Origin of the sequence: Cryobacterium sp. RTC2.1 (assembly GCF_035018685.1) — a bacterium.
GTDB classification, from domain to species: domain Bacteria; phylum Actinomycetota; class Actinomycetes; order Actinomycetales; family Microbacteriaceae; genus Cryobacterium; species Cryobacterium glucosi.
The window spans coordinates 1-23,786 of record NZ_JASJXJ010000017.1; the positions used below are offsets into that span (position 1 = coordinate 1).

A 23,786-nucleotide genomic window follows, 5' to 3' on the forward strand; every position below is an offset into this window, starting at 1 on the left:
GTGCAGGGGTCGACGGGGACTCCGGCTGTTGAGGACGGGTGGCGGGGGACATCCGTTCCCCCGGACCTGGCTGGAACCGGGTTCGCCGGGTGCTAAAGTTATGGCAGCAGCGCTTCGTGCGCTGACTACGCGTGCCCATTCGGCCAACACCTCCATTCGGTCCTTACTTCCTCGGAAGCCAGGCGGCGGTGCGCCGGGCACCAGGAGTCGTGATCGACCGATCAGGACACGAACCGATTGGCGTTTTGCCGCGTATGCGGCGCGCCGGACAAGGAGTACGGCTCATGGCCGTCGTCACCATCCGCCAGCTGCTCGACAGCGGCGTGCACTTTGGACACCAGACCCGCCGCTGGAACCCGAAGATGAAGCGATTCATCTTCACGGAGCGCTCGGGCATCTACATCATCGACCTGCAGCAGTCCCTCGGCTTCGTCGACAAGGCCTATGACTTCGTCAAGGAGACCGTCGCCCACGGCGGCACGATCCTCTTCGTCGGCACCAAGAAGCAGGCGCAGGAATCGATCTCCGAGCAGGCCATCCGTGTTGGCCAGCCGTACGTCAACCAGCGCTGGCTCGGTGGCCTCCTCACCAACTTCCAGACCGTCTCCAAGCGTCTGGCCCGCATGAAAGAGCTCGAAGAGCTCGACTTCGAGGACACCGCCAAGAGCGGGTTCACGAAGAAGGAAATGCTCATCAAGAAGCGCGAGCTCGTCAAGCTGCACAAGAGCCTCGGCGGTATCCGCAACCTCACGAAGACGCCGTCCGCGCTCTGGGTTGTCGACACCAACAAGGAGCACCTCGCCATCGACGAAGCCCGCAAGCTCGGCATCCCCGTCATCGCGATCCTCGACACCAACTGCGACCCCGACGACGTGCAGTACCCGATCCCGGGCAACGACGACGCCATCCGTTCCGTCGGCCTGCTGACCCGCATCATCGCGGACGCAGCAGCCGAGGGCCTGATCCAGCGCCACGCCAAGCCGGAGGCCGAAATCGAGCCCCTCGCCGCCTGGGAAGCAGAACTGCTGAAGACCGAGGATGTCGCCGCAACCGACGCCACCCCCGAGCAGTCCTCCGCCGAGACCGTTGAGGTCGCCGACGCAACCGTCGCCGCCGAGCAGGTCGTCGAAGAAGCAGCCGACGTGGCAGCCGTTGCTGCCGTCGAAGCTCCCGCCGAAGAAACCAAGTAAGGAACCCGGTATGGCCAGCATCAGCCTGCAAGACGTCAAAGCCCTCCGTGAACGCCTCGGTACGGGCATGGTCGACACCAAGAACGCCCTCGTCGAAGCCGACGGCGACATGGAGAAGGCCGTTGAGATCCTGCGTCTCAAGGGTGCGAAGGGCAACGCCAAGCGCGCTGACCGTTCCACCTCTGAGGGCCTCGTCGCCGCCAAGGAGATCGGCACGACCGCAACGTTGATCGAGCTCGCCTGCGAGACCGACTTCGTCGCCAAGGGTGTCAAGTTCGGCGCCCTCGCCGAGAAGGTCCTGGACGCGGTTGCCGCTGCCGATGCCACTTCGGTCGCCGAAGGCCTGGCCGCCCCCGCCGGCAGCCAGACCGTCGCCGAACTGATCGATGGCGAAGCCGCGATCATCGGTGAGAAGTTCGAGCTGCGTCGCGTCGCATCCGTCACGGGTGAGAAGTTCGCGATCTACCTGCACAAGACCAGCAAGGACCTGCCCCCGCAGGTCGGCGTCGTCCTGGGCTACTCGGGAGAGGATGCTGACACCGCACGCAGCGTCGCCCAGCACATCTCCTTCGCGAACCCGGAGTACCTGGACCGCGAGAACGTCCCCGCTGACCTCGTCGAGGCCGAGCGCCGCATCGTCACCGAGATCTCGAAGAACGAGGGCAAGCCGGAAGCGGCACTGCCCAAGATCGTCGAAGGCCGCATCCACGCCTACTTCAAGCAGGTCGCCCTGCTCGAGCAGGACTACGCGAAGGACAACAAGCAGTCCGTCGCGCAGGTGCTGAAGGATGCCGGTCTCACGGTTTCCGGATTCGCCCGCTTCAAGGTCGGCGCCTAGGCAATAGGCTCGCAGTACCAATGATGGAGACCGGCTTGCGCGAGCAGGCCGGTCTCCATTGCTGTGTCCGCCCTGAGTCGGCACGCAGTAGTTTTAGATCACGCACAACGGAAGGACCCCCAGGGCATGTCAGATTCGGGTAAGAAGCGCAGAGTCCTTCTCAAACTCTCCGGCGAAGCGTTCGGCGCAGGAAGCCTCGGCGTGAACCCGGATGTGATCAGCTCACTTGCCCGGGAAATCGCGGAGGCCGCACAGACCGTGGAGGTCGCCGTCGTCGTCGGCGGCGGGAACTTCTTCCGTGGTGCTGAACTGTCCCAGCGCGGAATGGACCGGGGCAGGGCTGACTACATGGGCATGCTCGGCACCGTGATGAACGCCCTCGCCCTCCAGGACTTTCTCGAGCAGGCCGGCGCCGAGACCCGGGTCCAGTCCGCGATCGCCATGACCCAGGTCGCCGAGCCGTACATTCCGCGCCGCGCCGAACGTCACCTCGAAAAGGGACGCGTCGTCATCTTCGGGGCCGGGGCTGGACTGCCGTACTTCTCAACCGACACGGTCGCGGCTCAGCGCGCGCTTGAAATCGGTGCCGACATCGTCCTCGTCGCCAAGAACGGCGTCGACGGCGTTTACTCGGCCGACCCGCGCACCGACCCGGACGCGGAAATGATCCGCCACCTCACCTACCAGGACGCCCTGCAGCGCGGCCTGAAGGTCGTCGACTCGACCGCCTTCAGCCTCTGCATGGACAACGGGATGCCGATGCAGGTCTTCGGAATGGCGCCGCAGGGCAATGTGACGGCCGCCATCCTCGGGGCCGATCTGGGAACCCTCGTCTCCAACTAAACTTGTCGATGTCACCTGCGGTCGAAACGGCCTCAGGTTGAAGTCACCAGGTCGAAATCACCAGGTCGAAGCCTCAACGAAGGAGTTACCGTGATCGCGGATGTTCTGTCCGATGCAAGCGTACGAATGCACAAGGCCCTCGAAGCCGCCAAAGACGATTTCGGGACCGTGCGCACCGGACGGGCGAACCCCCAGATGTTCGCAAAGATCCTGGTGAACTACTACGGAACCCAGACACCGCTCGAGCAGCTCGCGTCCCTGCAGAACCCCGAGGCACGCACGCTCCTGATCGGACCCTATGACAAGGGTGCCCTGCGCGACATCGAGCAGGCCATCCGGGACACCCCGAACCTGGACGCCAACCTCGGCAACGACGGCAACGTCATCCGGGCGACCCTTCCGGAACTCACGGCCGACCGCCGCAAGGAATACGTCAAGATCGTACGGACCAAGGCGGAAGACGCCAAGATCTCCGTGCGCAACCTGCGACGCAAGGCGAAGGACGAACTCGATGCGCTGAAGAGCGAAGTCGGTGACGACGACGTTGCCCGGGCAGAGAAGGAGCTCGAGCAGATCACGAAGACCCACGTCGACGCGATCGACACCGCGCTCAAGCACAAAGAGGCCGAACTCCTCGAGATTTAAGGGCGGAGCCAGCGTCATGACGCACGAGCCACGCGACGAAACCGGCGACACTGCACCGGTTCCTCCCAAACGACCCCATGGGGCCGGTAGCTCTGAGTTCCGGGCCCAGGTCCACGCTGCCCGCAACGACCTCGAACGGCAGATGCAGTCCACCCGCGCGGACATCGAACGCCAGGTGCAGGCGACGCGCGCGCAGCTGGACGCGACCAACGAACGGATCGCGGCCCGAACGGGTCGGAACCTGATCCTGGCGACCCTGATCGGCCTCGCGCTCGGCCTGTTCATGCTCGTGAGCCTGATCTTCATCAAAGAGCTCTTCATGGTCTGCGCCGCCGCATTCGTCGGGTTCACGGCCTTCGAACTCGCGCAGGCCCTCAGGCAGTCCGGACGCAACGTGCCGCGCATCGCGGTCGTCATCGCAGCGGTCTCCGTCGTCCCTGCGGCCTTCTACTGGGGAGCGAGCGGCCAGTTCCTCGTCACCCTCTCCGGCATCCTCTTCATCGGCCTCTGGCGGGTGTTCCTGCTGCTCAGCCCCGCCCACCGGGGGACTGCCCGCTCGGTGTTCGGTGATATCGGAGCCGGTTTCTTCATCCAGACCTACGTGGTGTTTCTCGGCAGCTTCGCCGTGCTGCTCGTCGCGCAGCCGGACGGGCAATGGTGGACCCTCGCCTTCCTGCTTCTGGTGATCTCGAACGACACCGCGGCGTATGCGAGCGGGCTGTCCTTCGGCAAGCACCGCATGGTGCCGACGATCAGCCCCAAGAAGACCTGGGAAGGCTTCGCGGGTGCCGGCCTGGCGTGTCTGATCGTCGGTGTGGTGCTGTCCCTGTTCATGATCGGGGAACCCTGGTGGTTCGGCCTGGTCTTCGGACTCGTCATCCTGCTGAGCGCCACCTTCGGCGACCTCGCGGAGTCGCTGATCAAGCGCGACCTCGGTATCAAGGACATGAGCTCCTGGCTTCCCGGCCACGGTGGCTTCCTCGACCGGATGGACTCGATTCTTCCCTCGGCGGCGGCAACGTACGCGCTGTATCTCATCTTCCGCTGACCAGCGGAAAGCACCCCCGGTGGGGGCACGCTTTCGACAGCGGCCTCCCCGTGGGGCAGAATGATCCAGTGAGCACCACATTCCCCCGGGCCGGCAAGAAGACGCTCGGCTACAACGTCACCCAGGTCGACGAGTTCCTGGCGAGCGCGCGTCGTGCGTACGACGCGACCGACGACTCCGAACCATTGACGGCCGAAAGCATCCGCCACACCGCGTTCTCGATGCAGAAGGGCGGCTACTCGTCCGCACACGTCGACGCTGCCCTCGAACGCCTCGAGGACGCATTCGCCGTGCGCGACCGCGAACGCGAGGCGGGAGCCCACGGCAAGCAGGCCTGGCTCGAGAGTGCCCGCGACCGTGCTCAGGAACTCGTGAACCGACTCGGACGGCCGGCGGGGCATCGTTTCAGCCGGGTCAGCTTCCTGAGCGTCGGGTACAACCGGGCGGATGTCGACCGGTTCGCGAACAAGCTCACCAAGTACTTCGAAGACGGCTTTCCGATCACGGCGGACGATGTGCGTTCGTCCGTTTTCCGACCGCAACGCGGCGGGTATCGGGAAATCCAGGTCGATGTCGTGCTCGACAGCGTCGTCGACGTGATGCTCGCGGTTCGGTGAATCTCGGACCGTTATCTGGCTGTTATCCGAAATCTGGGTTAGGCTCGAGAAATCGTGGGAAGACACCTAAGCGTAATTGAGTCCGGGAATACCACCACTCCGACAATTCGGAGGGCCGAGAAACCCCGACCTCGTGCCCGTGTCCTGTTCCTCTTCGCCTTCACCGCAGCCGCGGCCTTCGTGCTCGTGACCGTCGTCGATCCGTACTCCGGCGCGACGGCATCGCCGTACTACCAGTCGGCCGGCGGCCGCTTCGCAGGCCAGGCCACGCAGGTCGTCCAGGTGAACGGCTCATATTCCAACACGATCGTGCGCGAGTCATACACGGTCACCGAAAAGCCCAAGCCGGCCGCGGTCCCCGTCGTGGTCGCGGCCAAGTCGTCGAGCAAGTCGAGTTCGAGCGCTTCGGCGCCGACCGCCGCGGTGGCGAACCCCGGCTCTGCTCAGGCATACGCTGCCGGGGCCGTCGCCGCGCGCGGCTGGGGCGAGGACCAGTACAGCTGCCTCGTCGCCCTCTGGAACAAGGAATCCGGCTGGCGCGTCAACGCCGAAAACCCCAGCGGTGCATACGGTATTCCGCAGGCACTGCCCGGTTCCAAGATGGCGTCTGCAGGCGCCGACTGGGCCACGAACGCGGGCACCCAGATCGAATGGGGCCTCGGCTACATCACGGGCCGTTACGGCACTCCCTGCGGCGCCTGGGCGCACTCCGTCGACTCCGGCTGGTACTAGGGGTCCGGCTGTCGCACGGCGCGCTTCGCCGCGCCCGCCGACCAGACGTAGACTGACCCAATGCCACGCAGCAATCATCCGAGGGGTCGCAGGCGCGGTCCGGACGATGCCGGCGAGGACGACAGCCTCGACCGCATGCGGGCAGGCTGGCGTCGAACCGAGGAACGGCGCGACGGCCTCTGGACGGTTCAGCCGGTGACGGCGAGCCGGGCGACGAAGAGTTACGTCTGTCCCGGATGCAATCTCGAGATCGCACCGAAGACTCCTCACCTGGTCGCGTGGCGCGCGGACGGGCTCATGGGGGAGGCCGCCGACCTGGCGGGACGCCGGCACTGGCACAGCCACTGCTGGAGAATCAGATGATGCCGGGCGACACCGGCACGAGGGAGACACCGTGAGTTCCACCGTGGCCGAGATCCGGGGCGGCATCGAACTGCCCGCCCGCCGCGAGCACATCGAGTTGCACACGAGTGACGGCCTCACCCTCGTGGGGGAACTGGCCCTTCCGCTCGACCGCGAGCCGGTCGCGACACTCGTGACGCTGCATCCGCTGCCGACTCACGGCGGATTCATGGACTCACACATCCTGCGCAAGGCGGCAGGGCGCCTGCCTGCCCTCGCCGACCTCGCCGTGCTGCGGTTCAACACCCGGGGGACGACCTCACCACGGGGTACGAGCGGCGGAAGTTTCGACCACGGCAACGCCGAGCGGCTCGACGTCGCGGCGGCAATGGCGTTCGTCGCCGAGCGGAAGCTCCCCAACCCCTGGCTGGTCGGCTGGTCCTTCGGCACCGAACTCGCGATCAAGTACGGCCTCGAACATCCCATCCTGGGGGCGATCCTCTTGTCCCCGCCGCTGCACCGTGCGACGGATGCGGAACTGGCGGCCTGGGCGGGCAACTCGCGCCGGCTCGTGGCGATCATCCCCGAGCACGACGACTACCTGCGACCGGAGGCCGCCAGGGAACGATTCACGAGTGTCCCGGAGACCCTGTTCATCGCGGTCGACGGAGGCAAGCACCTGTGGGTGGGGGAGACCCAGACCAAGCGCATCCTCAACGAGATCGTCGCCGTCGTGAACCCGGCGGCCGCACCCCTTCCGACCGAGTGGCTCGGCTGATCGAGCTGCGAGCCCGGGTCAGAGGTCGTTCTGGCGGGGAATCACGACCTGCTTGATGATCATGATCACCGCCGCGGCGACCGGAATCGCGATGAGCGCGCCGAGGATGCCGAGGAGTGACCCGCCCGCGAGGGCCGCGACGACGACGACGGCACCGGGTACCGACACGGCGCGTCGCATGATGTTGGGGCTGAGGACATAGGCCTCGACCTGCATGTACACGATGTAGTAGATCGCCGCGACCAGTGCCGTGAGGGTCGAACTGCCGATCCCGGGGATCAGGCACGCGAGCACGATGATGACCGAACCGCTGATCGTTCCGACGAGCGGGATCAGCGACCCCAGGAAGGCGATCACGGCGAGCAGGGCGGGGAAGGGGGCGCCGATGATCGACAGGAACGTGAAGCTCAGTACGCCGTTGCATGAGGCGAGCGCGGCCTGCCCCACGACGAAGCGACCGACGGACGTCGTGATCTGCTCGCTGAGGTCGGCGAACCGCGCACGCTTCGAGGCAGGTACGAGCTGGTAGGTCGCGGTCTTCAGGCTGTGCAGCGACGCAGTGAAGTAGAGCGACAGGATCACGATGATCAGGGCACCGAACAATCCGCTGACCACGGCGAGCCCGGACTGGATGATCGCGGTGGTGATCGTCGTCACGTTGGTGCTCACGTAGTCGGTGATCGACTTCACGATCCCGGAGACGGGGAGGGCTGGAAACTGTTTCTGGATGTCCGACAGGAACGTCGACGAGTTGACGGACCTGACGAGCTCGGGAATGGCCTGCGACAGTTTCGTGATCTGGTCGACGATGATCGGGACGATGGCGAAGATGACCCCGGTGAGCACGCCGATGACCGCGATCAGCACGGCGAGGATCGCCGCCCAGCGCGGAAAGCCCTTCTTCTCGAGCCAGGACACCGAGGGGTCCAGTCCGAGCGCGATGAACAGGGCGGCACCGATGTAGGTGATGATCGTCGACAGGCTGACAATCGAGCTGAGGATCAGGATTCCCACCCCGACCCCGAGGGTTCCGATCAGCCCCAGGCGGAATGCGTTCTGGATTTTCACTCGGATCTCCTCGGGATGGCGGTGGCGTTCAATCGTCCAGTGCTGTGACCTTTTCCGCCTGCGTGAGGAGGCCTCGCAGGCTCTCGAAGTAGCCGGCGACCGAGTCGCGCTCAATCCTAATCTGGGAGAGGCGCTCCTCCGCGTCAGCGACGAGTGCGCGTGTCCGCTTCTCGGCCTCGGTGACGAGCGCGGTGGCGCGGGCTTCCGCGTCCTGAACGATCTGCTCGGCATGGGCTTCCGCGGCCAGGCGGGCCGTCTTCGCCTCTGCGCGGGCGCCGGAGTCCAGCTGCTCGTTGAGTGCCCGCAACTCGAGGGTGCGCTGGTTGGTCTCCGCGAGCTGCTTCAAGGCGTCGTCGAGGAACTTCTGGGTTTGGGCGACGGCCTCCTGGTGCCGGGCCAGGTGACCCTGCTCCGCCTCGTCGCGGCGGGCCTTGAGCTCGACGTCGAGGTCCGCGCGAGTCTGGTCGATGTCGCGGCGAAGGCGGGCCTGTTCGTGCTCTCCGCGCTTGCGCTCGGCCGTGAGCTGGTTGTCCAGGTCGATCCTGAGCTGCTCGCCGTCCGCGGTGAAGTCCGCGCGTACCTGCTCGTTCTCCCTGGCGAGGTCGGCGGCGGCCTGCTCGGCCCTCGCGGCCTGGGCGGCGCGAGCCTTCTCGAGCTCCTGGGCGAGGGCTGCGCGCTCGCGGGCGAGGTCGAGTGCGAGTTCGGTCTCGGCCTGCTCACGTTCGATGCCGAGGTCGATGCGGGCCTGGTCGATCTCGCGGGCGAGGTCCGTGCGGGCCTGTTCGACCTCCGCAGCGAGAGCCGTGTGCGTCTGCTCGGTCTCGTGGGCGAGGTCGATGGCGGCCTGCTCTGCCTCCCTGGCGCTGTTGAAGCGGGCCTGCTCGGTCTCCGCGGTGAGGTCGATCCTGGCCTGTTCGGTCTCCCTGGCCAGATCCGCGCGCTGCTGGTCGAGCTCGAGGGCGACCTCGGCCCTGGTGAGTTCGGTTTCGCGCGTCAGTCCGGCGGCGATTTCACGGGCATCCGTCGCCTCACGTTGTGCGACGACGCGCACTTCGGCTGCTTCACGTTCCGCCTCTGAGCGGATGGCGGCGACCTCGCGCTTGACCGTGGCCCGGAGCTCCGCGGCCTCTGTGGCGACGGCACCGCGGATTGCGGCTGCCTCCTGCACGGCGTCGCCGGTTACCGTGGTGTAGTCGTCGTGGGCACGTGCGAGCAGGTCGTCGGCTTCGGCGCGGGCATCGTCGAGGAGGCGGCTGGCCTTGACGTTCGCGTCGGAGAGGGCGCGTTCTGCCCGTTCGGTTGCTTCGCGGCGCAGGGTGTCGACCTCGCTCGCGGCGGAGGCTCGCAGGCGCTCGGCATCGATGTCGGCCTGGGCGATCACGCGGGTGGACTGTTCCTCAGCGACCCGAAGGGTGTTCTCGAGCTTCGTGCCGAGTCCGGAGAAGGTGGGGCTGCCGACCTCTTCGATCTCAGCGTTCAGATCGTCGATGTGCGCGGTGAGGCGCTTGATTTCCTTGTTGGCTTCCGTACCCTGGCTGTTCGCCTGGATCAGGTCACGACGCAGGCCCTGGATTGCCCTGTCGACCTCTTCTTTGTCATAACCACGGAAAACCTGGGTGAAATCAGCTTCGTCGATCGCCACGCTATCTCCTTGTATTGGAACTCTGACCCCGCATTTAGTCCGGCCAAGGGGGCCACGACAATTTTAGTGGGTTGACGCGGCGGCCGCGCGTCCCGTCTACAGGGGTCTATTAGGCAGCTTTCAGGACGAGACAGTATCGTGGAATGTCCTGTCCGCTGCTTCCCGGACCCGCTCCGGGTTCAAGCACCCGTGTGTGCGGAGCGGCTGGCGACACAGGAGGGTATCAGTGCGTTTCCTTTTTGCCATCGTGGCGCTCGTCCTAGCGGGTGTGATGATCGTGCTCGGCATTGCCCAGCGGACGGTTTTCCTCGAACCCGCGACGAGTAGCCTGAGCGCGACCATCGCCGCCGACGCTCCGTACGCCGTGATCGATTCCAGTGCCCTGACGGAGCACCCGGGCGCCCAGACCGTCACCCTCTCCGGATCCGACACCCTGTTCGCGGCATATGGCCGCACGGCGGATGTGAAGGCGTGGCTGGCCGGACACGAGTACGTCAGCATCCATTCGACCGATAAGAACGGGCCCGGCCTCGGAAGCGACACCGTCCCCGCAGACACCGATGTTCCCGCAGGCACGGCGCCGGTCGCCGCAGCGACCGTGACGAACCCGGCCGGTTCGGACCTCTGGCTGGAGGAATTCACCGGCACGAAGGAACTCACGGCGACCGTGAACCTGCCGGAAGGCATTTCGATGATCGTCGCCTCTGACGGCACCAACCCCGCGCCGTCGAAGGTGAGCATCACCTGGCCCGTGGACAACTCGACCCCCTGGGCCGGTCCGCTGATCATGGGGGGCGCCATCCTCGCCCTTGTCGGGCTCATCCTGTACCTGTGGGCACTCCTCCACCTGCGCAGGTCGCACGGCCCTCGCCGCAACCTGCCCAAGGGTCCACGGATGCCGCGACTTCCGCGCGCGCCCCGCCCCAAGTCCATCAAGGCGAGCGAGATCACCGGGCGACGGTCGATCGGGCGGTCCCTGATCGCCGTTGTTCCGATGTTCCTCGTGTCCGGACTCGTCCTCACGGGATGCTCTGCGGAATTCTGGCCGGGCAGCACCCCGACCGATGCTGCCTCCCTCAGCCCGACGCCTGACGCGAGCGGGGCGGCCGTCGTGATCAAGGACGTGCCTCCGGCCGCCGTGACGGTGCCGCAGCTCGAGCGGATCATGACCAAGATCTCCGCGGTCGCAGCGGACGGTGACAAGAACCTGAGCGCAGACATCCTCGCGACCCGATTCACCGGTCCCGCCTTCGACCAGCGCCTCGCCAACTACAAGGTGCGAGCCATCGCTCCCGACTTCCCCGCACTGGCCGCGCTCCCTGCCGGACCGCTCACGCTCTCGCTTCCGCAGCAGTCTGCGACCTGGCCTCGGGTCGTGATGACCGTCGTCCAGAACAAGGACACCCCGGATGTCGCGCCGACCGTCGTCGTGCTCCGCCAGGAGTCGGCACGGGCGAGCTACCTCGTCGAATATGCGGTGCAGCTCGAGCCCTCAGCGAAGATCCCTGACCTGGCCCCCGCCACGATCGGCGCACCCATCATCGCCCCCGACTCGAAACTGATGCTCCTGCCGCCCGATCAGGTCGCGGCCGCATACGCGGACATCCTCAGCAATGGCGAGGCGAGCCCGTCGTTCGCCCTGTTCGATGCGACAGGGGACAGCTTCCGCACCCAGATCGACGCGAACAAGGCGGACAAGAAAGCCAAGCTGCCGACGACGGCGTCGATCGAATTCGGTGCCAAGGCGAGCACAGGGCCCACGATCGCCCTCGCGACGAACGACTCGGGGAGCATCGTCGCGGTCAGCCTCGAGGAGACGGAAACCGTCAAACCCGTCGACGCCGCTGCGACGGTCAGCCCCGGCGAGGGCGCGGTCGCCAGCAAGGCGCTCTCCGGCCTCACCGCCACCGCGAAGGGCTTCAAGAACACCTACGCCGACCAGCTTCTGTTCCACGTTCCCGCCGCCGGTTCGAGCGATAAAATTGTCCTCCTTGGCTTTGCCCAGGGACTGATCTCGTCTACGGAGCTTCCATGAGCATTGTCCCCCCGTCCGCCGCCAGCATGCGCGGTGCGGTCGATCTGTCCTCCCTCCTGAACCGGCCGCCGGCACCGGCGGCCGGGGGAGCCGGCTCAACCGGAGCTGCCGGACAGGCGGGTCAGGCCGGGGCGGTTTCGGTTCCGAGTCTCGTGTTCCAGGGAACGGACGCGAACTTCGGCGAGATCCTCGACCTGTCGGCGAACGTTCCGGTCATCGTCGATCTGTGGTCGGCGCGCAGCGAGCAGAGCGCTGAACTGACCCTCGTCCTCACCAGGCTGATCCTCGAGTACGGCGGTCGGTTCGTGCTCGCCACGGTCGACGTGGACACGAACCCGCAGCTGACCCAGGCCTTCCAGGCCCAGTCGATCCCGACCGTCGCCGCGGTCATCGGCGGCCAGCCCGTCGCGCTCTTCAACGGCGTGATCGCGGAGGATCAGGTCCGTGCGGTCCTCCAGCGGGTGCTCGAGCTCGCGGCGGAGCACGGCGTCGTCGGGACGGCGGTCGCTCCGGAGGGAGCGGATGCGGCGACCCCGGTCGCCCCTCCGGAGCCCGAACTCCCGCCGCACCACGTCGAGGCCTACGAGGCGATCGAACGGGGCGACTACGCCGCCGCGATCGCGATCTACAAGACGGCACTCGCCAGGGATCCCAGGGACAACCTCTCCGTCGCCGGGCTCGCCCAGGTGGGGCTGCTCGCCCGGCTCCAGGGCAAGACGCTCGCGGAGATCCGTGCAGCGGCAGCGGCCGCGCCGGATGATCTCGAGGCGCAGCTCCTCGTCGCCGACCTCGATCTTTCCGGCGGGCACGTCGAGGATGCCTTCGACCGGCTCCTCACGCTCTTTCCCGCCCAGGACGCCGCGGGCAAGAACCGCATCCGCGAACGCATCCTCGACCTGTTCGAGGTCATCGGCCAGGACGACCCCAGGGTCGCCCCCACGCGCAAGCGCCTGACAATGCTGCTCTACTAGCCGGCGTAGCCCCGCGAGAGTACGAAAATGGCCCCCTCCCGACCGGGGAGGGGGCCATTTTCGTACTCTCGCGAAGTTCAGCAAGCAGCGGCGTCTAGCGGCGCAGGCGCAGCCAGACGCCGGCGAGGGCCGGCAGCGTGACGAGGGCGGATGCCGGTCGCCCTGTCCACGGTTCCTCTGTCGCCGTGACCTGGCCGAGGTTCCCCATCCCGGAACCACCGAAATTCTGCGCGTCCGTGTTCAGAATCTCGTCCCACACGCCCGCGAACGGCAGCCCCACCCGGTAACCAGTGTGCGGCTGGCCGGCGAAGTTGAACACACACGCGATCGGCGTGCCCGAGTCGTCCCAGCGGAGGAACGAGACGACGTTCTGCGCGGCGGCCCCTCCGTCGAGCAACTCGAACCCGGCAGGGTCGGTGTCGCGTTCCCAGAGCGCCGCGTTGCCTCGGTAGACCCGGTTCAGCTCGCCGACGAGGGTGAACAGTCCGCGATGGGGGGACTGGTCGAGCAGCCACCAGTCGAGGCCACGGGATTCGCTCCATTCCTGGAGCTGGCCGAATTCCTGTCCCATGAACAGGAGCTGCTTGCCCGGGTGAGCCCACATGAAGGACAGGTACACCCGCACGTTCGCGAGCTTCTGCCAGTCGTCTCCCGGCATCCGGGCGACGAGGGAGCCCTTGCCGTGCACGACCTCGTCGTGGCTGATCGGCAGGAGGAAGTTCTCGCTGAACGCGTAGACGAAGGAGAAGGTGATCTCGTTGTGGTGGTACGAGCGGTACATCGGGTCGATGCTCGTGTACTCGAGCGAGTCGTGCATCCAGCCCATGTTCCATTTGAAGCCGAAACCCAGTCCGCCGCGACTGGTCGGAGCCGTGACGCCGCCCCAGTTGGTGGATTCCTCGGCGATCATGACCGTGCCGGGGTTGCGCTTGTACGCCGTCGCGGTGACCTCCTGCAGGAGGCTGATCGCCTCGAGGTTCTCGTTTCCGCCGTAGATGTTCGGCTCCCACTGGCCGTCCTCGCGGGAGTAGTCGAGGTACAGCATCGACGCGACCGCGTCCACGCGGAGACCGTCGATGTGGAACTCCTCGAGCCAGTAGAGCGCGTTCGCGACGAGGAAGTTCCGCACCTGGGTCTGGCCGAAGTCGAAGACGTAGGTTCCCCAGTCCATCTGCTCACCGCGGCGGGGATCCGCGTGCTCGTAGAGCGCCTGGCCGTCGAAACGGGCGAGGGCGAAGTCATCCTTGGGGAAGTGCCCGGGCACCCAGTCCATGATCACGCCGATGCCCGACTGGTGCAGCCGGTCGATCAGGTAGCGCAGGTCGTCCGGGTGGCCGAACCTGCTGGTCGGGGCGTAGTAGCCGGTGACCTGGTAGCCCCACGACCCGCCGAACGGATGCTCGGCGAGCGGCATGAACTCGACATGCGTATAGGCGAGCTCGTGCAGGTAGTCGATCAGCTGGTCGGCGAGGTCCCGGTAGCCGAGCCCGGGCCGCCACGACCCGACGTGCATCTCGTAGATGCTCATCGGCCGTTTGTGGGCCTGGGTCCTGGCCCGCTCGGCGAGCCATTCCGCATCCGCCCACTCGTAGTGCGTCTCGCCGATGACCGACGCGGTCATCGGGGGCACCTCGGTGTACCTGGCCATCGGGTCAGCCTTGCGCACCCACTCGCCGGACTGGGCGAGAAGTTCGAACTTGTAGTTCGACCCTGGGTGCAGGCCGGGGACGAAGAGCTCCCAGACGCCCGTGCTGCCCATGTTGCGCATGGCATGCAGGATGCCGCTCCAGGAATTGAAATCACCGATCACTCGCACGGCCTGCGCGTGCGGAGCCCACACCGAGAAGGACGTGCCTGCGACCAGACCGGCCGTTTCGTCGGTCGGGAGAGGAGCGACGGTTGTGCCGGAATGATAGTGGGCTCCGAGTACGTCCCAGAGTCGCTCGTGCCTGCCCTCGCCGATGAGGTGCAGGTCGAGTTCGCCGAGAGTCGGCAGGAAGCGGTACGGGTCGTCGACGATCCAGGTGGGGGCGTCCGGATACCGGGCCTCGAGCTCGTATGCCTGGAGGCCGACGGTGCTCACGCCCTGCCAGACTCCGTAGCCGATGTGCACGAGCTCGATGTGGGCGCCGGACTCGAGGATCGCGAAGACCTCGCTCGCGAGCGGGCGCAGCGCACGGATGACGGTGAGCGGGTCCGCGATCGTCGTCCCCCCGATCAGGTGCTGCCCGAGGATCTCGTGGGGGTTGTAGTAGCGGGCTTCGGCGATCGCCTGCAGGATGCCCGGGGGAACCACCGGCACGGTGGCGGGGCGTGGGGTCTTTGGCGTCATCGTGCTGCTCCTCTGACGTGCAGGATGTGTACCGGTTCGGCAGCGGCATCCAGTCGCACGAAGTTGTCTGCTGTCCAGGTCCAGATGGCACCGGTGATCAGTTCCTCGACCTCGAAGACCGTGCCGGGCTCGAGCCCGAAACGGGTCACGTCGAGGCGCACCATGGTCTCGCGCACCGAATGCGGGTCGACATTCACGACGACGATGATCGCGTCACTTGTCCCTGTGCCGGTGTGTGCCGCATCGAGGTACTTGCTGTACACGAGCACCGCGCCGTCGTCACTCGTGTGCAGGTCGAGGTTCCGCAGCTGGCCGAGTGCGGGATGGGCGCGGCGGATGGCATTGAGCAACGAGACGTACGGCGCGAGGGACTCGCCTGCCGCTTCCGCGGCCGCAAAATCGCGCGGGCGGTACTCGTACTTCTCGTTGTCGATGTTCTCCTCGGCGCCGGGGCGCGGCACGCTCTCGAAGAGCTCGAAACCGGCGTACATGCCCCAGGTCGGGGCGGCTGTCGCGGCGAGGGCCGCCCGGATCTTGAAGGCGGCGTGTCCGCCGACCTGGAGGAACTCGGAGAGGATGTCCGGGGTGTTCACGAAGAGGTTCGGGCGGTAGAAGTCCGCCGTCGTCGTCGCGAGGCCGTGGAAGAACTCCTCGAGCTCGGTCTTCGTGTTGCGCCAGGTGAAATAGCTGTACGACTGCTGGAATCCGACCTTGCCGAGCGCCTGCATGAGCGCAGGGCGCGTGAACGCCTCGGCGAGGAAGATCACGTCGGGGTTCTCTTCGGTGACCCGGTTGATCAGCCACTCCCAGAAATCGAGGGGCTTGGTGTGCGGGTTGTCGACGCGGAAGATCCGCACGCCGAGACCCATCCAGTAGCGCACGATCCGCAGCACCTCGGCACGGATGCCGGCTGGATCGTTGTCGAAATTGATCGGGTAGATGTCCTGGTACTTCTTCGGCGGGTTCTCGGCGTAGGCGATGCTGCCGTCCGGGAGGGTGGTGAACCACTCAGGGTGCTCGGTCACCCAGGGGTGGTCCGGCGAGGCCTGCAGTGCGAGGTCGAGGGCGACCTCGAGGTCGTTCTCCGCTGCTGCGGCGAGGAAGTGCCGGAAGTCGTCGACGGTGCCGAGGTCCGGGTGGATGGCGTCGTGGCCGCCGTCCTCCAATCCGATCGCCCAGGGCGAGCCGGGGTCGTTCGGTCCGGCGTTGAGGGTGTTGTTCGGGCCCTTGCGGTACGAACGGCCGATCGGGTGGATCGGTGGGAGGTAGAGCACATCGAAGCCCATCGCGGCGACGCCGGGGAGGCGGTCCTCTGCGGTGCGGAACGTTCCACTCTGCCAGGAGTGGTCCGCGCGCTGCACGGCGCCCTCTGAGCGGGGGAAGAACTCGTACCAGGAGCCGACGCCGGCCCGGGTGCGCTCCACGCGCACGGCGCGCTGTGCCGATGTCGACGACAGTCCTGCGAGTGGGCGTGCGGTGATGAAAGCGTTGAGCGAGGGGGTGTCCAGCAGGGCGAGGCGATCGTCGACCGAGATGCCCGGGTTGGTGAGGTCCGCTGCGGCGTGCGCGAAAACGCGACGCTCGGCGGCCGGACGGCGCTTGTCCGTTCCGGCCGCAGCGAGGAGCACGGAACCCTCGAGGAACGTCAGCTCGATGTCGATCCCGGCGGGGACCTTGATCTCGGCGGTGTGGCGCCACGTGGCCCACCCATCGGCCCAGGCGCGCACCCGGTACTGCCAGATGCCCTGCCTTCCAAGTGTGACGAGGGCTGTCCACCTGTCGGTGCCCGGGGCCCCCGGGTGCATCGGATGCTCGGACCGGTTCCCCTCGGGATCCGTCAGGAGCAGGGTGACCCCGATCATGTCGTGACCCTCACGGAATGCCGTGGCCCCGAAGGGGACGGCCTCGCCGACGAAGGCCTTCGCCGGCCACAGATTGTCGGCCAGCTGGGGTGCGAGGTCGAGGATCGGAATGCGTGAGATGCGCGTCGGCTCCTCCTTGCCTCGCTTGCCTTGACCCGCAGGGGGAGCCAGGTCCGTGCCGGCGTCGGCGCCTGCCACGGATTCGGGAACAACATTTGCACGTTTAGCTGTCTTTGCCACAAGATGACCGTAGCGCGAATTGTGCGGTTTCCGGGGGAGGAACGGGACAGAGACCTGCCAGCGCCTCTAGGCTGGGACGCGTGAAGGCGATCCGTAAATTTACAGTCCGCACCGTCGTGCCCGAGGCTCTAGCAGCCCTCGATGAGCTTGCCGGTAACCTGCGCTGGTCCTGGCACGAGCCGACCCGCCAACTCTTCGAACACATCTCACCAGAGTTGTGGCGCGAGATCGGTACTGATCCCGTTGCCTTGCTCGGCGCCGTCGATCCGGCCCGGCTCGTGGCGCTCGCCGCAGACCACGAATACGTCTCCTGGGTCAACTCGATCAGGGACGGGCTGCGCTCCTATCTGCAGGAACCGCGCTGGTACCAGGGCCTCGAGGGTGACAAGCCCGCGTCGATCGCCTACTTCTCCCCGGAGTTCGGCATCGCCGCCGCGCTCCCGCAGTACTCCGGCGGCCTCGGGATCCTCGCGGGTGACCACCTGAAGAGCGCCTCGGACCTGGGCGTCCCTCTCATCGGCGTCGGCCTGTTCTACCGGGCAGGCTACTTCAGCCAGGCGATCTCCCCGGACGGCTGGCAGATCGAGAGCTACCCCCTGCTCGATCCCGACGGACTGCCCCTGTCCGTGCTGCGCCGTGCCGACGGCTCCGCCGTGCAGGTCTCGCTCGCCCTCCCCGACAACCGCACCCTGCACGCCCGCGTCTGGCAGGCGAACGTCGGCCGCATCCGCCTGCTCATGCTCGATACGGACATTCCCGAGAACGCGGACGACCTGCGCCTCGTCACGGACCGGCTCTACGGCGGCGGCGGCGAGCACCGGCTGCTGCAGGAATTGCTCCTCGGCATCGGCGGCGCCCGCGCCGTGAAGGTCTGGAGCGCCCTCAACAACCGGCCGGAACCCGAGGTATTCCACACCAACGAGGGCCATGCCGGGTTCCTCGGCCTCGAACGCATCTCGAGCCTGATCGGTGACGGACTGAGCTTCGCCGAGGCCCTGCAGGTCGCGCGGGCGGGAACGGTGTTCACGACCCACACACCCGTCGCCGCGGGAATCGACCGGTTCGAGCGCAGCCTCGTGCAGCGGTACTTCGAGACCGACCTCCTTCCCGGTGTCGGCGTCGACGAGCTCCTCGCCCTCGGCGCGGAGAACTATCCGGGCGGGTCTCCCGACGTCTTCAACATGGCGCTGATGGGCCTGCGGCTCGGCCAGCGCGCCAACGGCGTCTCCAAGCTGCACGGCGAGGTCAGCCGACGGATGTTCAAGGGACTCTGGCCGGGCTTCGACGCCGAGGACGTGCCGATCGATTCGATCACCAACGGCGTGCACGCCCCGACCTGGACGGACCCCTCGCTGCTTCACCTCGCCGAGGACCGCCTCGGCACGAGCGATACCTCTGAGGCCGACTGGGCCTCGCCCGCGATCACCGACGACGACCTCTGGGCCGTGCGCGGCACGATGCGCCTGCAGTTCGTCGAGGACGCCCGCCGGCGCATCGCCGCGGCCTGGCTCGTGCAGAACCCGGGCGGGATCGTGCCGGCATGGATCGGCCAGGTCTTCGATCCGAAGGTGCTCACGATCGGGTTCGCCCGCCGCGTCCCGACGTACAAGCGGCTGACCCTGATGCTGCACGACCCCGAGCGGCTCCGTGCCCTGCTGCTGCACCCGGAGCACCCGATCCAGATCGTGATCGCCGGCAAGTCGCACCCCGCGGACGAAGAGGGCAAGCGCCTCATCCAGAAGGTCGTGCAGTTCGCGGCCGACCCGGAGCTGCGCACCCGCATCGCGTTCCTACCCGACTACAACATCGGCATGGCGCAGCTGATGTACCCCGGCACGGATGTCTGGCTCAACAATCCGCTGCGTCCCCTGGAGGCCTGTGGCACCTCGGGAATGAAAGCGGCACTCAACGGAGCGCTGAACCTCTCGATCCTCGACGGCTGGTGGCCTGAGTACTACGACGGAAAGAACGGCTGGGCGATCCCGTCGGCTGATGCCGCAGGCGACTCCGCCGAGCGGGACCGGATCGAAGCCGACGCGCTCTACGAGCTCATCGAACACCATGTCGCTCCCCGCTTCTACGACCGCAACGGCGACGGTGTTCCCGAACGCTGGGTCGCCTCGATCCGGCACACCCTCGCCACCCTCTCCCCGGAACTCAACGCCGGCCGGATGGTGCGCCAGTACGTGCAGAAGCTCTACCGCCCGGCCGGGGCCGCCGAGGCACGCCTGTCCGCGAACAACTACCGTGCTGCGCGCGAACTCGCCGTGTGGAAGGGGCGCATCGTCGCCAAGTGGCCGGGCGTCTCCGTCGCCCACGTCGAGTCCGGCGGGGTCGCCGCCGTTCCCAAGGTCGGCGACGAACTGCACCTGCGTGCCCATGTGCAGCTCAACGGGCTCGACCCCGCGGATGTCACCGTCGAGGTCGTCTACGGGAAGAGCCTGGCCAACGACGAGCTGAGCGGCGTGCACACCCTCGCGCTCGAGGCGGTCGTCGACCCGGATGCCGCGGACGGTTCCGACTCGCCAGAGCAGGGCGGTGCGACCCTCTTCACTGGGACGGTCGCGCTCGACCGCGGCGGCGCGTTCGGGTACACGGTGCGCGTCGTCCCGAAGAACGACCTGCTGGTGAGCTCGGCAGAGATGGGCCTGATCGCCGTAGCCGGCTAGCGCGCGATAGGGGCGGTGAGGGCGTCGGTGGCGGCGAGGAGGTCCGCCGGCGCCAGCTCGATGTCGAACCCGCGGCGGCCGCCGGACACGAACACGGTGTCGTACAGCAGGGCGGTCTCGTCGACGACGGTCACCAGGCGGGTCTTCTGCCCGACCGGGCTGATGCCGCCGAGCACATAGCCGGTCTTCCGCTCGGCGAGTTTCGGGTCGGCCATCACGGCCTTCTTGGTCCCGGCCGCGTGCGCCAGGGCTTTGAGGTCGAGCTGGCCGGCGACCGGCACGACGGCGACGACGAGCGTGCCATCGGCATCCGCCAGCAGGGTCTTGAACACCCTGGCCGGGTCGAGCCCGAGTTTTGCAGCGGCCTCGAGGCCGTACCCCGTCGCCGACGGGTCGTGGTCGTAGGCGTGCGGCGTGAACCGGATGCCCGCGTGCGTGAGCGCGACGGTCGCGGGCGTCCCACCGGCGCCGTCGTGCTTCTTCACCACTGCGACTCCTCTGCGACCAGGCCGGACTAGCTCGCCCGGAACAACTGCATCGACGCACCCGGCACGAGCAGCCGGGTGCCGGGGATGTGCTCGATGACCGCGTCGCTCAGGTCGTCGTGACTCGAATCCCAGAGCAGCGAATACGAGGAGACGCCGGCGTGCTCTGGCAGCGTCACCGTCACGTCGCGCTCGCGGCCCTGCACGATGAGGAGGATCCGGTTGAACTCCTCGAACTCGGGCGTCGACGCCGCGAGGTACTGCAGGGTGCGCTCCTTCGGGGAGTGCCAGTTGTCCTCCGACATCGACTTGCCCTCGATGTTGTACCAGTCCATCTCGCTCGCGCTCAGGGTGGTTTCGCCGGAGCGGCCGAACCACACCGGGCGGAGGGCCGGGTTGTCACGACGCAGCTGGAGCAGCTTCTTCGTGACACGGTGCAGGTCGATCTGCCAGTCGTCGAGGTCCCAGTTCAGCCAGGTCAGCTCGCTGTCGTGGCAATACGCGTTGTTGTTGCCGCGCTGGCTGCGACCGAATTCGTCGCCGGCCGTCAGCATCGGGACGCCCGCGGAGAGCAGAAGCGTGCCGAGGAGGTTGCGCATCGCCTTGCGCCGGGTCGCGAGGATGCCGCGGTCGCGCGTGGGTCCCTCGGCCCCGTGGTTGAAGGAGTTGTTGCTGTCGGTGCCGTCGCGGTTGGACTCGCCGTTTCCGACGTTGTGCTTGACGTTGTACGCGGTCAGGTCGGCCATTGTGAAGCCGTCGTGCGCCGTGATGAAGTTCAGCGACGCGAGCGGGCCGCGTTCGAGGGAGAAGGTGTTCGCGGAGCCGGCCAGCCGGGTCGCGAAGCGGCCGATGCCGCTCCCGGAGTGGCCGTCCCTGGCCGCCGCGATGTCGGTGAGCCAGAACGAGCGCATCCGGTCACGGTAACGGTCGTTCCACTCCGTCCAGCCGTCCGGGAAATTGCCGGTCTGCCAGCCGCCCATGCCCACGTCCCACGGCTCGGCGACGAGCTTGACGCCGGCGAGTTCCGGATCGGACTGGATGGATTTGATCAGGGGATGGTCGCGCTGGAACTCCACGTTGTCCCCGCGGCTCAGCGTCGCGGCGAGGTCGAAACGGAAGCCGTCGATCTGCACGTCGTTCGCCCAGTACTTGAGAGAGTCGAGCACGAGCCGGCGCGGCACCTCGTTGGAGACGTTGAGGGTGTTGCCGCAGCCGGTCACGTCGATGTAGCCGCCCGCATCGTTCTGGCGGTAGTAGGTAGCGTTGTCGATGCCGCGGAGGCTGCTCGCGGGGCCGCCGGGACCCTCCTCGGCGGTGTGGTTGTAGACGACGTCGAGGATCACCTCGAGGCCGGCCTCGTGCAGGAGCTTGACCATTCCCTTGAACTCGCGCAGCACGGCTTCCGGACCTGCCGACTGGGACGCCATGGTCGCATAGTCGGCGTGCGGGGTGAAGAAGTTGAAGGTATTGTAACCCCAGTAGTTGGTGAGACCCTGCTTGAGCAGGCGCTGTTCGGAAACGAACGCCTGCACGGGGAGGAGCTCGACCGAGGTGACGCCGAGTTCCTTGAGATAGGTGATCGTCGACTCGTGCGCCAGGCCTGCGTAGGTGCCGCGGAGGTCGGCGGGAATGGCCGGGTTGAGCTTGCTGATGCCCCGCACGTGCGCCTCATAGACGACGGTGTGGTCGAGCGCGATCTTCGGCTTCACCGAACCGGCCCAGTCGAAGGCGTCGTCGACGACGGAGGACTGCCACTGCTCAGGGCCGACCCTGACGAGGCCTCGAGAATAGGGCTCGACCATGGTCTTCTCGGGGTGGAACGAATTCGTGGGTGCGGCAGGCCCCGAGACGCGGATGCCGTAGTGGCGGCCCGCGGACAGGGTGCGACTGCGACCGGACCAGACATTGTCCGCGTCGCGGGTCATCGGCACGGTCTTGACGATCCAGTTCGGGTCCGTGGCGTCGAAGATGCAGAGGTCCATGGCCTCGGCGTTCTGCGACCAGACACGGAGTTCGCCGACCCCGGCTGAAAGCCGCACGCCGAGGTTGTGCAGGGGATCGGCGTGAGTCATGCGTTCTAGAGTAATGAGTACGGAGACTGGCCGTGACCACCGGCGCACGCTCAGCCAGCCGAAAACCGAGCGGAAGAGGGTATTTTGTCGATTTATCTCGACCACGCCGCGACGACGCCGATGCTGCCAGCGGCCATCGAGGCATACGTCGACGCCATGAGCGTCGTCGGAAACCCCGCCTCCATCCACAGCCAGGGCCAGAATGCCAAGCGGATGCTCGAGGAAGCCCGCGAGACCGTGGCACGGAGTGTGGGCTGCGATCCGATCGAGGTCGTGTTCACCGGGGGAGGCACCGAGGCGATCAACCTCGCCCTCAAGGGCCTGTTCTGGGCGCGCGCCCCGCGCAGGCGCATCCTCGTCCCCGGCGGCGAGCACCACGCGACCATGGACACCGTCGAGTGGCTCGAAAACCACGACGGCGCAGAACCCGGGTGGCTTCCGCTCGACAGGGCAGGCCGGGTCGACCCGGCCCGGGTGGCGGATGCCCTCGAGACCGGCGCAGAGGATGTCGCACTGCTCAGCCTGCTTGCCGCGAACAACGAAGTCGGTACCCTGCAGCCCGTCGCCGAGATCGGCGAGATCGCCGCCGTCCACGGGATCCCGGTGCATATCGACGCCGTGTCCGCGTACGGCCAGGTGCCGATCGACTTCCGCGCGCTCAGCGGCGCGGGCCGCACCGGTGCCTCCGGCGGCGCCGGAGGTTCCGCGGGCGGCATCGTCGCCCTCAGCCTCTCCGCCCACAAGATCGGCGGGCCGGTCGGCATCGGAGCACTCGTGCTGTCGCGCCGGGCCAGTATCGTCCCGCTGATCCACGGCGGCGGCCAGCAACGCCAGGTGCGGAGCGGTACCCAGGACGTCGCAGCGGCGGTCGCGTTCGCGGCCGCGGCATCCGCCCTCGGCGACCTGCCCGCCCGCAACGTGCACCTGAGGGCGCTCCGCGACCGGCTGATCGCGGGGGTGCTCGCCGTCGTGCCCACCGCGGTGCTCAACGGTGCGGCACCCGACGGGCCGGATGAGCAGCGCCTGCCCGGCAACGCCCACTTCACCTTCCCCGGCTGCGAGGGGGAGTCGCTGCTCTTCCTGCTCGACGCCGCCGGAATCTCCGTATCGACCGGATCGGCGTGCCAGGCCGGCATCCCGGAGCCCTCGCACGTGCTGCGTGCCATGGGCCGCAGCGAGGCGGAGGCCCGCAGCGCCCTGCGGATCACCCTCGGCCGCGATTCGACAGGGGCCGACGTCGACGCCTTCCTCGCCGCGCTGCCGGCAGCGCACGCCCAGGCCAGCCGCGCCGGCATGAACGACCGCGTGCCCACCCGCTGACCTCCCGGGCTCGACGTGCCCGAGCCGCATTGGCCAAACCGGGCCGTCCGATTACAC

19 protein-coding genes are annotated in these 23,786 nt (G+C 67.3%); 13 read left to right on the forward strand and 6 right to left on the reverse strand.

Features of this window, described 5'->3' with window-relative positions:
* The first annotated feature begins 284 nt into the window (after positions 1–284).
* The 9 genes from rpsB (at position 285) to QN357_RS03950 (ending at position 7,033) form a co-directional block, all read left to right on the forward strand.
* Complete coding sequence (gene rpsB / locus QN357_RS03910) at positions 285–1,190, forward strand: 30S ribosomal protein S2 (RefSeq protein ID WP_134447624.1); 906 nt, start codon at positions 285–287, stop codon at positions 1,188–1,190.
* A 10-nt stretch (positions 1,191–1,200) separates the two neighbouring features.
* Complete coding sequence (tsf, locus tag QN357_RS03915) at positions 1,201–2,028, forward strand: translation elongation factor Ts (protein ID WP_323504575.1); 828 nt, start codon at positions 1,201–1,203, stop codon at positions 2,026–2,028.
* A gap of 126 nt (positions 2,029–2,154) precedes the next feature.
* Complete coding sequence (pyrH, locus tag QN357_RS03920) at positions 2,155–2,871, forward strand: UMP kinase (RefSeq protein WP_134447628.1); 717 nt, start codon at positions 2,155–2,157, stop codon at positions 2,869–2,871.
* A 90-nt stretch (positions 2,872–2,961) separates the two neighbouring features.
* Positions 2,962–3,516 carry a ribosome recycling factor gene (gene frr / locus QN357_RS03925; RefSeq protein WP_134447629.1) on the forward strand — a complete coding sequence of 185 codons (555 nt, stop codon included), beginning with the start codon at positions 2,962–2,964 and terminating at the stop codon, positions 3,514–3,516.
* A gap of 16 nt (positions 3,517–3,532) precedes the next feature.
* Positions 3,533–4,564, forward strand: a complete 1,032-nt coding sequence (locus QN357_RS03930) for a phosphatidate cytidylyltransferase (protein WP_241975525.1) — start codon at positions 3,533–3,535, stop codon at positions 4,562–4,564.
* 68 nt (positions 4,565–4,632) lie between these two features.
* Positions 4,633–5,181 (forward strand): DivIVA domain-containing protein, encoded by a 549-nt coding sequence (locus QN357_RS03935; protein ID WP_134447631.1) that lies wholly within the window; start codon positions 4,633–4,635, stop codon positions 5,179–5,181.
* Positions 5,182–5,235: 54 nt separating this feature from the next.
* Positions 5,236–5,913, forward strand: a complete 678-nt coding sequence (locus QN357_RS03940) for a lytic transglycosylase domain-containing protein (protein ID WP_322135696.1) — start codon at positions 5,236–5,238, stop codon at positions 5,911–5,913.
* Between the two features lie 60 nt (positions 5,914–5,973).
* Entirely contained in the window at positions 5,974–6,276 is a 303-nt protein-coding gene (locus QN357_RS03945) for a hypothetical protein (RefSeq protein WP_134447633.1), read from the forward strand.
* A gap of 31 nt (positions 6,277–6,307) precedes the next feature.
* Positions 6,308–7,033, forward strand: a complete 726-nt coding sequence (locus tag QN357_RS03950) for an alpha/beta hydrolase (protein ID WP_134447635.1) — start codon at positions 6,308–6,310, stop codon at positions 7,031–7,033.
* Between the two features lie 18 nt (positions 7,034–7,051).
* Here the strand turns inward: QN357_RS03950 and QN357_RS03955 are convergent, their stop codons facing one another.
* Positions 7,052–8,101, reverse strand: a complete 1,050-nt coding sequence (locus QN357_RS03955; protein ID WP_322135697.1) for an AI-2E family transporter — start codon at positions 8,099–8,101, stop codon at positions 7,052–7,054.
* 28 nt (positions 8,102–8,129) lie between these two features.
* Positions 8,130–9,743, reverse strand: a complete 1,614-nt coding sequence (locus QN357_RS03960) for a DivIVA domain-containing protein (protein WP_134447639.1) — start codon at positions 9,741–9,743, stop codon at positions 8,130–8,132.
* Between the two features lie 226 nt (positions 9,744–9,969).
* Here QN357_RS03960 and QN357_RS03965 point away from each other — a divergent pair, with 226 nt between their 5' ends.
* A complete protein-coding gene (locus QN357_RS03965; protein WP_134447641.1) occupies positions 9,970–11,778 on the forward strand; it encodes a hypothetical protein in 1,809 nt (602 codons plus the stop codon).
* Positions 11,775–12,749: a tetratricopeptide repeat protein gene (locus QN357_RS03970; RefSeq protein ID WP_134447643.1), complete on the forward strand. Its 975-nt coding sequence runs from the start codon at positions 11,775–11,777 to the stop codon at positions 12,747–12,749. Before QN357_RS03965 ends, QN357_RS03970 begins: the two co-directional genes overlap by 4 nt.
* A gap of 94 nt (positions 12,750–12,843) precedes the next feature.
* Here the strand turns inward: QN357_RS03970 and glgB are convergent, their stop codons facing one another.
* Positions 12,844–15,081, reverse strand: a complete 2,238-nt coding sequence (gene glgB, locus QN357_RS03975; RefSeq protein ID WP_134447644.1) for a 1,4-alpha-glucan branching protein GlgB — start codon at positions 15,079–15,081, stop codon at positions 12,844–12,846.
* Complete coding sequence (locus QN357_RS03980; protein WP_416172945.1) at positions 15,078–17,183, reverse strand: alpha-1,4-glucan--maltose-1-phosphate maltosyltransferase; 2,106 nt, start codon at positions 17,181–17,183, stop codon at positions 15,078–15,080. The genes glgB and QN357_RS03980 overlap by 4 nt, the downstream gene beginning before the upstream one ends.
* Positions 17,184–17,263: 80 nt before the next feature.
* Between QN357_RS03980 and glgP the strand changes: the two genes are divergently transcribed.
* Positions 17,264–19,852, forward strand: coding sequence for an alpha-glucan family phosphorylase (gene glgP, locus QN357_RS03985; RefSeq protein ID WP_322135700.1), 2,589 nt, complete (start codon positions 17,264–17,266; stop codon positions 19,850–19,852).
* Here glgP and ybaK read toward each other — a convergent pair.
* Positions 19,849–20,337: a Cys-tRNA(Pro) deacylase gene (ybaK, locus tag QN357_RS03990; protein ID WP_370294844.1), complete on the reverse strand. Its 489-nt coding sequence runs from the start codon at positions 20,335–20,337 to the stop codon at positions 19,849–19,851. The genes glgP and ybaK overlap by 4 nt on opposite strands.
* Before the next feature lie 29 nt (positions 20,338–20,366).
* Positions 20,367–22,409, reverse strand: a complete 2,043-nt coding sequence (gene glgX / locus QN357_RS03995; protein ID WP_322135701.1) for a glycogen debranching protein GlgX — start codon at positions 22,407–22,409, stop codon at positions 20,367–20,369.
* An 84-nt stretch (positions 22,410–22,493) separates the two neighbouring features.
* Between glgX and QN357_RS04000 the strand changes: the two genes are divergently transcribed.
* Positions 22,494–23,729, forward strand: coding sequence for a cysteine desulfurase family protein (locus QN357_RS04000; protein WP_322140841.1), 1,236 nt, complete (start codon positions 22,494–22,496; stop codon positions 23,727–23,729).
* Positions 23,730–23,786: the final 57 nt, after the last annotated feature.